The sequence below is a fragment of the Actinacidiphila cocklensis genome, assembly GCF_907177275.1.
GTDB classification, from domain to species: Bacteria; Actinomycetota; Actinomycetes; order Streptomycetales; family Streptomycetaceae; genus Actinacidiphila; species Actinacidiphila cocklensis.
In genome coordinates, this window is record NZ_CAJSLV010000001.1 from 153,634 (window position 1) to 166,319 (window position 12,686).

Here is a 12,686-nt window from a genome sequence, read left to right on the forward strand (position 1 = left end):
CCGGCCATCACCGGCCGGGGCTGCCTGCACCGGGCCGGTCGAACGGGTGTGCAGCTCGCGGAGCCTCGCGGTGGCGGCCGTCTTCGGGGCGATAAGTGTCGCACCGATGCCGGCACCGGCCCCGAGGACGCCGGCCATGGTGGGGTTCCTCCGGTCGCTTCGGGGGCGGGCGGCCGCCTTGCTGCCGCGTCGATGGGCTCCGGCGTGATGGCGGGGCGCTCTTGGCGGGGCTCTGCCTCGACCAGTAACTTCAGCTGCCATGTACACATCATCTCCCTCGGGAGACTCCCCACGCCCGCCCTCAACACGCGCCTCGCGGCTGCTCCTCGTCGCCGCCGCGCTCGGGTCCCTGCTCCTCGGCGGAGCCCTGCCCGCCGCCGCCTCCGGCCCGGCACCCACTCCCGGTTCAGCCGGCTGGACCGTGGACCTCGGCCCGGCGGGCGCCGACGAGGTGAACCTCGCCCACACCGCCGGAGCGCTGCGGGTGGCGTCCCCGGCCTTCCACCCCGCGGCCGCGGGCAGCGCCTCGGCCGGATTCGCTTCGCAGACCGAGGCGGCCCACACCCTCTCCGCTCCGGTCAACCGCGTCACCGCGGATCTGCAAGCGGACCTGCCGGCCGGCGCGAGCGCCGTCGTCGACGTACGGGGGCGGGCCGCCGACGGCAGCTGGTCGGAGTGGCGGGAAGCCACCAGCAGCGTCCCGGCCGATCTGCCGGCCGAGGCCATCGTCGTCCAGAGCCGGATCACCCTGCAGGACGCCACCGCCGGCGCCCGTATCCGCGGCCTGCGCCTGCACGCGGAACGGACGGCCGACCCGCTGGCCGTGGCGCAGCCCGCAGCGGTCGGCGCCCGGGTCTACGCCACCCGCGAAGGCCTGGTCGGTGGCACCACCGCCAACGGCCATGTGATCAAGTCCAGCGACCACTTCGTCGCACTGCCCTCGGGACGGGGCCTGTCGCCCAACGGGAGCGGGCAGTACTCGGTGCAGGTCTGCGGCCCCGCACGCTGCGAGACCGCGCCGGTCTGGGACGTCGGCCCGTGGAACACCCAGGACGACTACTGGAACCCGTCCTCGGTCCGGCAGACCTTCCAGGACCTGGCCCAGGGAGTCCCCGAGGCGCAGGCCGCCTACCAGAGCGGCTACAACGGCGGCCACGACGGCTTCGGCCGGACCGTGTCCAACCCCGCGGGCATCGATCTCGCCGACGGCACCTTCTACAACGTGGGCCTGAACGACAACGGCTGGGTGACGGTCACCTACCTGTGGACCAGCGGCGGAACCTCCGGCAGCCAGTTCACCACCTGGGGCACGGGTGTACGCATCCACTCCCAGGCGAACACCGGCTCCAGCACCGTGGCGACACTGGGCGGACCGACCAACGTCACCGTCAGCTGCCAGGTGCACGGGCAACTCGTCAACGCCGAGGGCTACAGCAACGACGGATGGGCCTACCTGCCCGGCTACGGCGGGTACATCTCGAACATCTACATCGACGTGCCGGACGCCTGGCTGCCAGGCGTCCCGACCTGCTGACAACCCTGACGGCACAGGGGACGCCGGGCGCGGTCGGCGCCCGGCGCCCCTTCGGCCCCGGTGGCTCTCAGGGAGCAGGCGTATCGCGTGCAGCGGCCCTTCAGCGGTCGCGGCGGATCGTCCCTGTGATCCCGGGGCCTTCGCCGGGGACGGCAACCACGAACCGCCGGGCCGGTGCTCAGGCCGGCGGATGGCCCATCGTCCGGCTGAGGGTGTCGGGGTCGGCGTCGTAGCCGACCAGCAGGCTGTGGAACTCCCACGCGCCCGACGCGCTGCGCGTGAACTCCGCCACCGTCGCCCCCGTGGCAGGGCCGACCGAGGTGAAGTCGCCCTCGGCCAGCACGGTGTAGCCGGTCACGAGCTGGTAGGCCGGGTTCGCCACATTCCGGAACTCCAGTCGGCCGAAGCCCTGTTGGATCGCCACGCCCACCACGACCCGGCCGTACTCGGAGCCGAGCCGGCCCAGGTCGAGGGTCAGCACCTCGTCGAAGCCCAGGCCCTTGCCGTCGGTGCTGTCGCGGTTGAGCCAGATCGTGCCGTCGGGCGAGAACCGGCTGTCGAAGGCGACCAGGTACGCCGGGTCGCCGTGCTCCGCTCCGACCCGGTACGTCGCCGCGATCAGGTCCAGATCGCTCGGCGGAGCCCCCAGCGGGCTCGGGTCCCACTTCAGCCGTGCCTCGGCCCGTTCGATGCCCTTGCTGAGGCCGCTCATCGGACGCCTTCCCCCCTTGGGCGGCCGTGTATGGGCCGCCACCTCTCACTCTCGATTAACCCTTGCACGCCCCCGTTGTCCACACCTTCCCGCCCCCGGGCGGCTTCGAGCGGCGCCTTCCAGCCATCCCGGCACACGGCCGGTGCGGTACGGCGGGGCCTGAGCTGCGGAACCCGAGCCGCGGGGCACTGCTCTTCTCTGACGGTGATCCGCAGGCGCCTGGCGCCGACCGCCGGCCACAGCGAGCACGACGCGGTAGCACCCGGCCGTCGAAGGCCGGCAGGACGGTGCCGGTCGCCAGGACTTCCCGCAGCGCTGTCGTCACCGCGCCGTTCCGTCCCCGGCGTAGAGGTAGCCGCCGGGCCGGGTGGGGTCGGCGATCAGCAGCACCTGGTCGCCGGTGCGCGGGATGCGCAGCTTCGAGACGATGGTCTGGAGCGCGATCCGGTCGGCGACTGCGGAGGAGGGCTGGACGACCAGGTCCACGATCGGGTCGAAGTTGACCAGCTTGCCGGTGTCGCTGATCGACACCACGACGGCGGAGACGGTCGGCGCCCCCGTGGCGAGCAACTGCTGCACGTTGATACCTGAGTTGTACGCGTCCATCGTCTGCTGGAGCCTGGCGAAGTCCTCCCCGCCGAGGGCCGCGCGCGTCATACGGCCGTAGAAACCCTTGCCGTCGGCCACCTTTCCGGCGATCTCGGCGGCCCGCTCCTCGCGGCTCCTGCGCTTTCCGAAGATTCCCATGCTGTGCCTTCCTTCCCGCTGACGTCAGGTGCCAGTCCTGCTGATGGGACGGACGGTAGGGGCCGGGCAGCGCCTACCGATCCCAGGTTCGACGGCCGGTTTCATCAGGACGTACTGTCGTGCCATGCCGTCCCAGAGCCAGCCGACCGGCGAACGCCGCCCGCGCGGCATGGTCATCGACCGGGCCTGGCGTGAACTCGGCCCGGGGCTCGAACCGTTGAGCGGCCCCGGGGGTGCGCCGCTGACGCGTACGGTCAAGCTGATCCTGCTGCCCCTGGTGGTCAGGCCCGCGCTGCGTCCGGAGCTCGCGGCGGACTTCCTGGACGCCGGCGAGGCCGGGCGGCTCGGCGAGCTGATCCGGGAGTGCGGGGCGCGACTTGAGGCGACGGCACGGTGGTTCACGCTGCTGAAGAGGACCCGCCGGGCGCTGGGCGTCGTGGCGGGCAACCCTCAGGACCTGTACTTCCAGCGCTGCTTCGAGATGGCCACCGAGCACGGAGCTCCCGCCGCCGGTGCGGACGCCGTGGCCAGGGCGGTACTGGAGGACATCGCGGACGCGGCGGGCGGGCGCACGGTGGAGGCGCTGAAGGACCACCTGGCCGACACCGCCCGCCGCTCGCGGCTCGACGCGGAGCTGGCCGCCGCGTGGGGAGACCGCCGAACGGCCCCGGCGCAGGACGCCGTCGCGGGGGTCGCCCTGGCGGCCGAAGTCCTCGAAGCCTGCGGGCCGCCGGCACCGGGAAAGGGCGCACCGGCCTTCACGGCCATGGTCGAGGGCGGACACGGCAGCCTGCTCGGCCGTGCCCTGTGGGCGCGCGCGAGCGGTGTCTGGGGGCGGGACGACCTGCCCGCGCATCTGGGGCTGACCGTGCATCAGGTGCCGCCGCGTCCCGCGGTGGGCCGAAGCGCCTCGACCGCCACGCTCTCCGCGCCGTTCGACCGGACACTCTTCGAGCGGCTCTTCACCGTGCTCCAGTCGTCCGCGCACCGCGAGGAACTGCCGGCGGTGCCCGAGCTGGTTCGCCGCGAGGCCGGCCGCAGTTGCGCCCCGCTGGGCCTGTACGACGAGAGCCTGCGGGTCGCCGTGGTGCTGGGCGGCCGGCTCGCGGTCGGCCTCGATCCGCTCGGCGGTCAGGACTCCGGTGCCGGGCGGGCGGGTCTGACGGCCGCGCACCGCGCCGTCAACAGCCGCTGGCAGCGGGAGGCGTCGGTCCTGCGGGCGCGCAGGATGACCGTTTCCCCCGGCCCCGCCCCCGACCCGGACGGCGGCGTCCTGGACGCCCTCGCGCAGGATCTGCGCACCCCGTGGGCCGCCTACATGCGGCGACTGTGGGTGCGGCTGCACGGGCGGGACGTCCGGGACGCGCCGCTGGACGACACGGCGTCGGCGTGGGCCGTGCTGGACGGGGTCGCACGGTCGGTGATGATGGACCACCGCGCGAGGGTCCGGTCGGCGCTGCGTACGCTGGCGGCGGCCCCCGCGCGGGCGTCCGAGGCGAGCAGCGCGTGATGCCGCAGGCCGCCGGCATCGAGGTCACCCGGGACGCGGACGGCACCGTCCGGGTCGGCGGCGAACCCGCGTGCCCCGCCTTCACCCGGGCCGTCCTCGACGTCGCGGGAGCCGTGCTGACCTGGCCCGTCCTGGACGAACCGGCCCCTCCGGCCGCGGAGATCCACGATCCGGAGCGCGCGCAGCAGTGGCTGTGGGCCGTCCACGGCGAACGGGTCGCCGCCGCCGTGCACGACCGCGCGGCGGGTGGGCCGGACGGCGTACGGGTGGCGTACGGGGCGACCGCGCTGGCGGGCGGCGCGGCGCGGCTCGCCCTCGGGCACTGGGCGGCCCGGTGGTGGCCCGCCTCGTACGCGGACGGCATACCGGCGCTCGAACCGGACGTGCTCGGGCTGGAGTTGGCCGCGCTCACCCACCAGTGCCAGCAACTGTTCGACACGGCCTTCGACGATCAGCCCGACGACTGCGTGGCCGAACTGATCGAGGAGCACCAGGCCGCGCTCGACCCGCTCCTCCAGTGGTGGCGCGCGACGCCGGGGCCGACGGGTACGGGCCGCCACCTGGACGGCGTCCTGCGGCTGCTCGACGACGCCGCCGACAGCGCCGGGATGGACGGGCCGGCCCTGCGCCGCCTCCGGTCGGCCCTGGACCGGCGGCCTCCAGCCGGCGCGCCGCTCGACCTCGGCGCGCTGTTCGCCCGCCCCCGCGACTACGCCCTCGCCGCGGGCGGACCGCCGGCAGCGGGCGGCCGGGTGATCGCCCGGGGCTCGGGGAACAACGACTGGCTCCGCTACCCGCCGGGCCTCGTCGACGCCGCGGAGGACGCGGTGTCGTGGACCGCCCGCGCGGTCGGAGCCCGCCGCAGGATCGAGGTCGAGGTCGTCGCGGATGCCGCCGCGCCCGTCGCCGGTGCTCCCCTGGTGGCCGAGGTCCGCGTGAACGGCGGCCGGGCACATCGGGTGCCGCTCGCCCGGCGGGACGACCTGTGGACAGGCCTCGCGGACCTGCGCCTTGACGCGGACACGGACCTTGACGCGGACCGGGAGCTTGAGCGGGGCCTGCCCGCGATGCCGCCGCGCATCGAGGTCGGCGTCCTGCTCCCCGGATTCGACCCGGGCACCGGCGCCCCCGGCGACGCGGTCCACCGCGACGCGGTCCGCGCCCTGGCCCGGCAGCGGCTGGCGGCGGCGCGGCCTTCGCCGTACGACACCCACGACATCCACGACGCGTACGACAGCCACTCGGGGCCGTTCCTCGCCGAGATCGCCGCCGCCGCGACCGAAGAGGACTTCTAGCCGTGCCGGAGGACGAGACGGTCATGTCGCTGTACGGCGAGCCGTTCGACAGCGGCTTCGAACTGGCCGAGCGCCACCAGCTGACCCCGGATCCCGCCGCCGCGCGGGCCGTCTACGAGGAACTGCTCACCGTCGCCGAGTCGATCGAGGACTCTCCCGATGTGCGGCTCCTGCGCGGGCACCTGCTGTCCGACCTCGCGGCGGTCCGGCTCACGGCCACGGATCTGCCGGGGGCGGCCCTCTGCGTCGAGCAGGCCCTCGGTCTGGTGCGTGGTCTGTCATCCGTGCCGATGGGGCCGCTCGGTCGGCAATTGTGGCTGGAAGTCCTGCTGAAGACACTGCAGGCCGGATCGGAACTGATGCGCAGGACCGGGAGGTTGGACGAGGCGCAGGCGGCTGTGGACGAGGCGGCGGCCCTGCTGCCCGAGTTCGACGATCCCGAGGGGTTGCGCACCGCCGAGATCGGCCTGTCCCGGGTGCATCTGCTGCTGGACCGCAGCGAGTGGGGCGCGGCCGAGGAACTGGCCTCGGCGCTGCTGTCCGCCACTCCCGCGGTCGAGCCTCATCTGCTGGACTGCCTGGGGGTCGTCTGCGCCTCGACCGGGCGGTTCGACCTGGCGGAGGACTACTTCGCCCGCTCGGAGGACGGTTACCTGAGGCTGGGACACACCTCGGGACGGCAGCAGCTGATCTCCCACCGGGCCTATGCCGCGATGCGCGCCGGCGACCTCGACCGCGCCGAGCAGCTGTACGCCGAGGCCTCCGCGGTCTTCGAACGGCAGGGCCAGTTCGAGGATCTCGCGGTCTGCGAACAGGCCCGTGCCCTTCTCGCCGAGTGCCGTGGCGACGCCGCCGCAGCGAACGACCTGACGGCGTCGAGCCTGGCCCGCTTCGAACGGCTCGGCGCCACGATCGCCGCCGCCGACACCATGCTGCTGGGCGCCCGGCAGGCGTACGAGCAGGGCGACACCGAGGAGATGGCGCGGCTCGCGCAGGGCGCGCGCGACGTGTACCAGGAGCGCGGACTGTACGAGCGGTGCGCACAGGTGGACCTCATGCTCGCGAAGGCCCTTGAGGACAACCTGAACCGGACCGACCACGGCGCCCACGAGAGGGCGTCGGTCGCCACCGCGGTCTCCCTCGCACTACCCGTCGCCCTGACGCTGGAGGCCGCCCGCTACGACTTCGCCACCGCCCACGCGCGCAGCCAGTGGCTGGAGCTGGCGAACGACGCCATGGGGCTGGCCTTCCGCCTCGTCATCCGCAGCGGGGACCAGGGGCTGCTCTTCGAACTGGTGGAACACCGCTGCGCGGGCGCCTCGCTGGTTCTGGGCCGCACCGACCGTACGCCGCCGGCCGCCCCCGCCGGGGGGACGGCCTTCCCGGCGGCCGCCATGAAGACGTACGCGCCCACCGCCGGCCCGATGACGCTGGGCGGCGTGGCAGCCGAGGCCGCTGCCGGCGTCGGCCTGCGCGTCGCACCGCCGCCGAAGGTGGTGATGTCACCGCAGACGGGCCGCATCGCGCTCGAGCAGTACGTCAAGGCAGCCGAATTCCGCTATCACCGGCGGATCGTGAGCGAGGAGGAGGTGCTGTTCTGGTCGCCGACGATCTGACGGACCGCGCGGTGGTCCAGGTCCGGCTGGCCGACGCCGGCGACCTCTACATGACCTGGACGTGGACGCGCGTGGCCCAGGGATTCGGCACCGGGCACGCGCCCTGCGGGGAGGTCGACCAGGCGGTCCGCGCGCTGACGGCCGCTCTGCCCGGCGCGGGGGAGGGGGCGGAGGGGATGCGGCGTGCCTTCGCGTCGGGGGCGATGGCCGCGTACGAGGCGGAACGCCTGCTCGCGCGCGTGCTGGCCGAGGCGTTGTGGCCATCGGGCCTGACCGAGCAGATCCGCCACGTGGCGGAGCGCGCGGGCCGTCCGCTGGTGCGGATCCAGCCGTCGCCCCGGGTCGCCCAGGTCCCGTGGGAACTGCTCGCGGTCGGCGGTGACGGCGGCGGTGACGTACGGCTCCTCGACCTCGCGGACGTCGTGACGACGGCGCCGGCGTCACTGCGGCGGCCGGGCGCCCCCTCCCGCGAAGCGCCGGACGCCGACGCCCACGCCCACGCCGACGCCGTCGTGCTCGTCCTCGACCCCCGGGTACCCGGGTTCCGGGCCGACTCCCCGCTCGGCTCGGTGCTGGGCGCGCCCGGGTCGGACCCCGGGCTGCTGTCGCTCGTACAGAGCCGTCTCGACGCGGGTGCCGTCGTGCCGCAAGTGGCTGCCCCCGCCGAGGCGTTCCGCCGCACCGACCTGGACCGGGACTGGCTGGGCGCGGTGCTGAGGAAGGGGGCACGCCGGCTGATGTACGTCGGGCATGTGAGCGGCGCGCCGGTCGAGGGCGGCCAGAGCGAGGACGGCGCGCTGCATCTGTGCTGCGGTCCGGGAACCGACGGCCTGACGGAGGTGATCCGCACCCACCGGCCGCTCTCGGCCAAGGACCTCCTCCTGGGCACCCTCCCGCTGCGGGCCGACGGCGTCCCCGGGGCACAGCTGTGGCCCGCGCCGGCGCGGGTCGCCCTGATCGCCTGTGAGAGCGGGGGCGACCTGCGGTTCGCCGAGTCGTTCGGCCTGGCGTCCGCGATGATCCACAACGGTGCCGAACTGGTCACCGCCACCCGCTGGGTGCTGCCCACCAGCTTCGCCTTCCACCGGCTGGCCGGCGTGCCGGAGTCCGTACGCCCCCTCACCGAGGCCGTCATCGCCGTCGACGCCGCACACGAGCACCCCGACCCCGTCCGCCGGCTCGGCGTCTGGCAGCGAGGGCAACTGGACCGCTGGCGCACCGGTGGCGGGATCGAGCACTCACCGCTGCTGTGGGCGGCCATGACCTGCATCGTCAGGTGACGGCCAGGAGGTGGCACAGGGCCGCCGCGCCCACCGCGACCGCCGCGGTCCCGGCGAGCAGCAGCCCGACGACGAACCTGACGCCCGCTGCCCGCTCGCGGCGGTCGTGCTCGGGGTCGGGGGTGAGGACGGACGGGTCGGAGGGCGCGTAGTGGATCGTCACGTCGCGGCCGAGCGACAGGCCGGGGTTCGCGATGCCCTCGCGGCACAGCGCGGTGACCTGAACGCCTTCGTGGGTGGTGAAGGCGACGACGGGAGCGTGGTTGACGATCTCGCCGCCCTCCCCGTCGGTGTGGATGTCCCTGGTGACGGCCACGACACGGCCCGGGACGGCGACGGCCCCGTCCATCAGAGCCGCGCGGGCGCGCGCAATGTCACCGTCCCGGCTGAGCGCCCCGTTGAGCAGCAGCAGGCCGCCGACGCAGACCAGCCCCCACGGCCAGCCCCACACGAAGAACGACTGGACGACCAGCCCCACCAGCGTCAGGAGGACCGTGCAGTTCGGCCAGATCAGCCCCCGCCTCTCTCCCCACACGTCCACCATCAGGCGGAACCGCTCCGGCCTGCGCCGCGGATAGCGCACCGGGAACTCCCGGCCCACCCAGGCCGCTTCCACCACGTGCCCGTGCCGTCCGGCGTGCCGCAGCCTGAACTCCCGCCCCGTGGCCGGATCCTGGAACGCGACCGTCACCGGTATCCCGGGCCTCTTGGAGTCATGGTGCGCCGGCTGGTGCACCTCCACGACCCGCGCCGTCACCCACACCGCCCGCTGTGCCCGCGTCACCCCGGCCAGCGAGCACGCGTACCCGACCGCCGCCAGCCCCGCCGGCACCGTCCACCACAGGCCCAGCATCTCCTGCCCGCCCACCCGAGCCTCCCGTCGTGCCTGGCGCACCGCATCCGCTACTGCGCGGAGATGCCGGCTCTGCCGTTGGCTGCGGACCACCGGCTGCGCGCTGCCGACCGGGCAGTGCCGTCGTGTGTGTCCTGACGGTTGGAGGCTAGGTGCGCTGCCGCGCCTACCGATCCCAGGTTCACCTCCCGCCGGGCGCCGATTCGCGGCGGTACCGCGCTCGTCGCCGCGGTCCCGCGCTCAGAGCGCGACGACGGAGCACAGCTCGCGCACGGTCTGCGCGACGGCCGCCCGGCCGCGGTCGAGGTAGTGCCGGGGGTCGGCCGTGTCGGGACGCGCCTGCAGAGCGTCGCGGACCGCGCGGGTGAAGGCGATGCCGAGCGCGGTGCCGATGTTGACCTTGGCGACGCCCGCCGTGACGGCGGCGCGCAGGTCGTCGTCGCCGACGCCCGACGAGCCGTGCAGGACCAGGGGGACCGGCACCGCGTCGCGGAGCCGTTCGATCAGCCCGTGGTCCAGGGACGCGGAGCGCTCGGTCATCGCGTGGCTGCTGCCGACGGCGACCGCGAGGGCGTCCACGCCGGTGTCCGCCACGAAGCGTGCCGCCTCGTCCGGGTCGGTGCGTACCCCTGCCGCGTGCGCGCTCGCGGGCGCACCGGGCTTGCCGCCCACGTAGCCGAGTTCGGCCTCCAGCCACAGTCCGGCGCCGTGTGCCCAGCGCGCCGCGGCGAGGGTGGCGGCCAGGTTGTCGGCGTACGGCAGCGCGCCCGCGTCGAACATCACCGAGGAGAACCCGGCGTCGGCCGCCTCGTGCAGCAACCGGACGTCGGTCACGTGGTCGAGGTGCAGGGCGACGTCGGTCCGGCTCGTGCGGGCGACCCCGGCGGCGGCCCGCGCGAGCGGCTCGACCCGGCCGCCGTGGAAGCGCACGGCGTTCTCGCTGATCTGCAGGATCACCGGTGAGCCGGCCGCCTCGGCGCCGGCGGTGACCGCCTCGGCGTACTCCAGCGTGATCACGTTGAACGCGGGGACGGCCCGGCGGCCGGCCACAGCCCGCGCGACGAGTTCTCCCGTGGATACCAGGGACATGGGTGGATTCCTTCCGCCGGATCGGCACGATCGGCGTGGTTCATGGAGCCGGCCGGTGCGGACGGGTCACGTCCGCACCGGCCGGGTCGTGGTGGGCGTCGGTCAGGGTCGGTGGGCGAGCGGGGCTTCCTGCACCCTGCCGCCGGCGTCGGCCCCGGGGGCCACGGCCTCGGCGGGGTCCTCGCCGGACTTCTCGTCGCTGTACACCATCAGGGTCGAGCCGACGAGGGCGAGCACGATGCCGATGGTGCCCCACACGTTCGGCAGCGTCTGGTAGACCGCCAGGGACAGCACGATCGTCAGGACCGGGGCCAGCGCGTTCGTGATGGGGGCGACCACCGAGGCCTTGCCGCGGCTGAGCGCCATCACCAGGAACAGCGCGCCGACCGCGTTGAGCACCTGCGTCACGGCGGTGAGCGCGGGGGCCTGCCAGGGCGCGCCGGACGGCAGGCCGCCCATCATCGCGAACGCCACGGGGACCAGCAGGAGCCCGCTGATGGTCATCCAGCCGAACGTCGTGGCGTCGTTGACGCCGACGAGAGCCGCCTTGCGCATGCAGAACGCCTGCGCGCCCCAGGCGATGCAGATCAGGACCGCCAGCAGCAGCCAGGGGCCGTGCGAGTCCGAGCTTCCCCCGCCCGGGATGCTGAGCAGCACGATCGACACCAGCGCGATGACCACGCCCAGCACGGCGATCCGGGCGATGCGCTCCCGCAGCAGCACCGTCGCCATCAGCACGGTGATCACCGGGGAGAGCGACACCACGGGGAAGATCAGGTAGGCAGGGCCTTCGGACAGCGCCTGGAACAGGAGCAACTGCCCGCCCGCCCCGGTCAGTCCGGCCAGCAGTCCCCATAGCGCCGCGGCCGGCCGCCGGTCGAACCGGTTGCCGCGCAGCGCGAAGTAGGCCGGGATGAGCATGGTGAAGGCCCAGATGACGTAGATCATCTCGTTGGGGTAGCCGTACCGCGTGTTGGGCTGGCTGGAGAAGGCACCCCAGACGCCCCAGAAGACCACCAGCAGGGTCGCGTAGACCATCCAGCTTCTCTTGGCGGTGTTCATCGTGCTTCCTCTCCTGCGTCCTGCGGTATCGAGCGCAGGGTGTCGAGCGCGGTGCGGTCGAGCGGGGTTCCGGCGAGTTTCGCCGCGTAGAGCGCGGCACCGATGACCGGTTCGTACAGCGGCCGTCGCAGTTCGTAGCCGGGGTGACTGCTGTGCAGCGCTGCGGTGAACGCGGCCAGGACCGCCTCGGCGGCGAAGGTGCCGCCGGAGTAGGAGACCGGCACGGTCTCGTCCGGAGCGAAGCCCAGCTGCCGCCGGGTGACGTCCACCACCAGGGCCAGCTCGCGGCCGGCGTCGGCCAGGATCTCCGCCGCGGACCCGTCGCCCAGCGCGGCGGCCTCCGTCACCACGCGGCTGAGCGCGGCGATCCGCCCGCGGTCGCCCTTCCACCGGTTGTACACGATGTCGATCACGTCCAGGTCGGACGCGGGTTCGAGCCGGCGGCGGAGCAGCGCGGCCAGCGGGCCCTCGGGCTGCCGGCCGTCGCTCATCCGCGAGAAGGCGCTGAGGCCGCGGATCGCGATCCAGTAGGCCGAGCCCTCGTCCCCGAACAGCTCTCCCCAGCCGCCGACCCGCACCCCGCGCCCGAGCCGTTCGCCGTACGTCATCGAGCCGGTGCCGCTGATCACGTTGATACCGTCCACCGCGCCCAGCGAACCGGCCCAGCCGCAGACCATGTCGTTGTCGCACGCGTAGCGGTCGTGCCCCAGCACGCTCCGGGGCACGGCGTCCAGGACCGGCAGGTCTCCCGCGGCCTCTCCGTAACCCGGGATGGCGAAGAAGGCGTAGTCGAACTGCGCCGGGACCACTCCGGCAGCCGCGCAGACCGCGTCCACGCCCTGCTTCAGGATGCGCTCGACCAGCTCGATGCCGTCCGAGAAGTAATACGAACTGGGTGCCTCCGCCCGGCCCAGGATCTGGCCGGAGCGGTCGACCAGGGTGAAGGCGGTCTTGGTGCCTCCGCCGTCAACACCGAGGAACATTGTGC

Annotated in this window: 11 protein-coding genes; 5 read left to right on the forward strand and 6 right to left on the reverse strand. The window is 73.9% G+C overall.

Annotation, left to right across the window (positions count from 1 at the left end; genetic code table 11):
* Positions 1–259 precede the first annotated feature (259 nt).
* Entirely contained in the window at positions 260–1,534 is a 1,275-nt protein-coding gene (locus NFU81_RS00540; RefSeq protein WP_251483598.1) for a hypothetical protein, read from the forward strand.
* A gap of 178 nt (positions 1,535–1,712) precedes the next feature.
* On the opposite strand, the gene NFU81_RS00545 is transcribed toward NFU81_RS00540, so the two are convergent.
* On the reverse strand, positions 1,713–2,288 hold the full coding sequence (locus NFU81_RS00545) for a TerD family protein (protein WP_274037392.1): 576 nt from the start codon (positions 2,286–2,288) through the stop codon (positions 1,713–1,715).
* Positions 2,289–2,567: 279 nt separating this feature from the next.
* Positions 2,568–2,993 carry a hypothetical protein gene (locus NFU81_RS00550; protein ID WP_251483602.1) on the reverse strand — a complete coding sequence of 142 codons (426 nt, stop codon included), beginning with the start codon at positions 2,991–2,993 and terminating at the stop codon, positions 2,568–2,570.
* 124 nt (positions 2,994–3,117) lie between these two features.
* Between NFU81_RS00550 and NFU81_RS00555 the strand changes: the two genes are divergently transcribed.
* From NFU81_RS00555 to NFU81_RS00570, 4 genes are read left to right on the forward strand one after another with little or no spacing between them, the layout of a single operon-like run.
* Positions 3,118–4,503 (forward strand): hypothetical protein, encoded by a 1,386-nt coding sequence (locus NFU81_RS00555; protein ID WP_251483604.1) that lies wholly within the window; start codon positions 3,118–3,120, stop codon positions 4,501–4,503.
* Positions 4,503–5,798, forward strand: coding sequence for a hypothetical protein (locus tag NFU81_RS00560; protein WP_251483606.1), 1,296 nt, complete (start codon positions 4,503–4,505; stop codon positions 5,796–5,798). The genes NFU81_RS00555 and NFU81_RS00560 overlap by 1 nt, the downstream gene beginning before the upstream one ends.
* A gap of 2 nt (positions 5,799–5,800) precedes the next feature.
* Positions 5,801–7,414 carry a tetratricopeptide repeat protein gene (locus NFU81_RS00565; RefSeq protein WP_251483608.1) on the forward strand — a complete coding sequence of 538 codons (1,614 nt, stop codon included), beginning with the start codon at positions 5,801–5,803 and terminating at the stop codon, positions 7,412–7,414.
* An 11-nt stretch (positions 7,415–7,425) separates the two neighbouring features.
* Positions 7,426–8,694 carry a CHAT domain-containing protein gene (locus tag NFU81_RS00570; RefSeq protein ID WP_251483610.1) on the forward strand — a complete coding sequence of 423 codons (1,269 nt, stop codon included), beginning with the start codon at positions 7,426–7,428 and terminating at the stop codon, positions 8,692–8,694.
* On the opposite strand, the gene NFU81_RS00575 is transcribed toward NFU81_RS00570, so the two are convergent.
* From NFU81_RS00575 to NFU81_RS00590, 4 genes are all read right to left on the reverse strand, one after another.
* On the reverse strand, positions 8,687–9,562 hold the full coding sequence (locus NFU81_RS00575; protein ID WP_251483611.1) for a DUF3592 domain-containing protein: 876 nt from the start codon (positions 9,560–9,562) through the stop codon (positions 8,687–8,689). The genes NFU81_RS00570 and NFU81_RS00575 overlap by 8 nt on opposite strands.
* Before the next feature lie 225 nt (positions 9,563–9,787).
* On the reverse strand, positions 9,788–10,636 hold the full coding sequence (locus NFU81_RS00580) for a class II fructose-bisphosphate aldolase (protein WP_251483612.1): 849 nt from the start codon (positions 10,634–10,636) through the stop codon (positions 9,788–9,790).
* Between the two features lie 102 nt (positions 10,637–10,738).
* Entirely contained in the window at positions 10,739–11,698 is a 960-nt protein-coding gene (locus NFU81_RS00585; protein WP_251483613.1) for a DMT family transporter, read from the reverse strand.
* Positions 11,695–12,681, reverse strand: a complete 987-nt coding sequence (locus tag NFU81_RS00590; RefSeq protein WP_251483614.1) for a BadF/BadG/BcrA/BcrD ATPase family protein — start codon at positions 12,679–12,681, stop codon at positions 11,695–11,697. The genes NFU81_RS00585 and NFU81_RS00590 overlap by 4 nt, the downstream gene beginning before the upstream one ends.
* Positions 12,682–12,686: the final 5 nt, after the last annotated feature.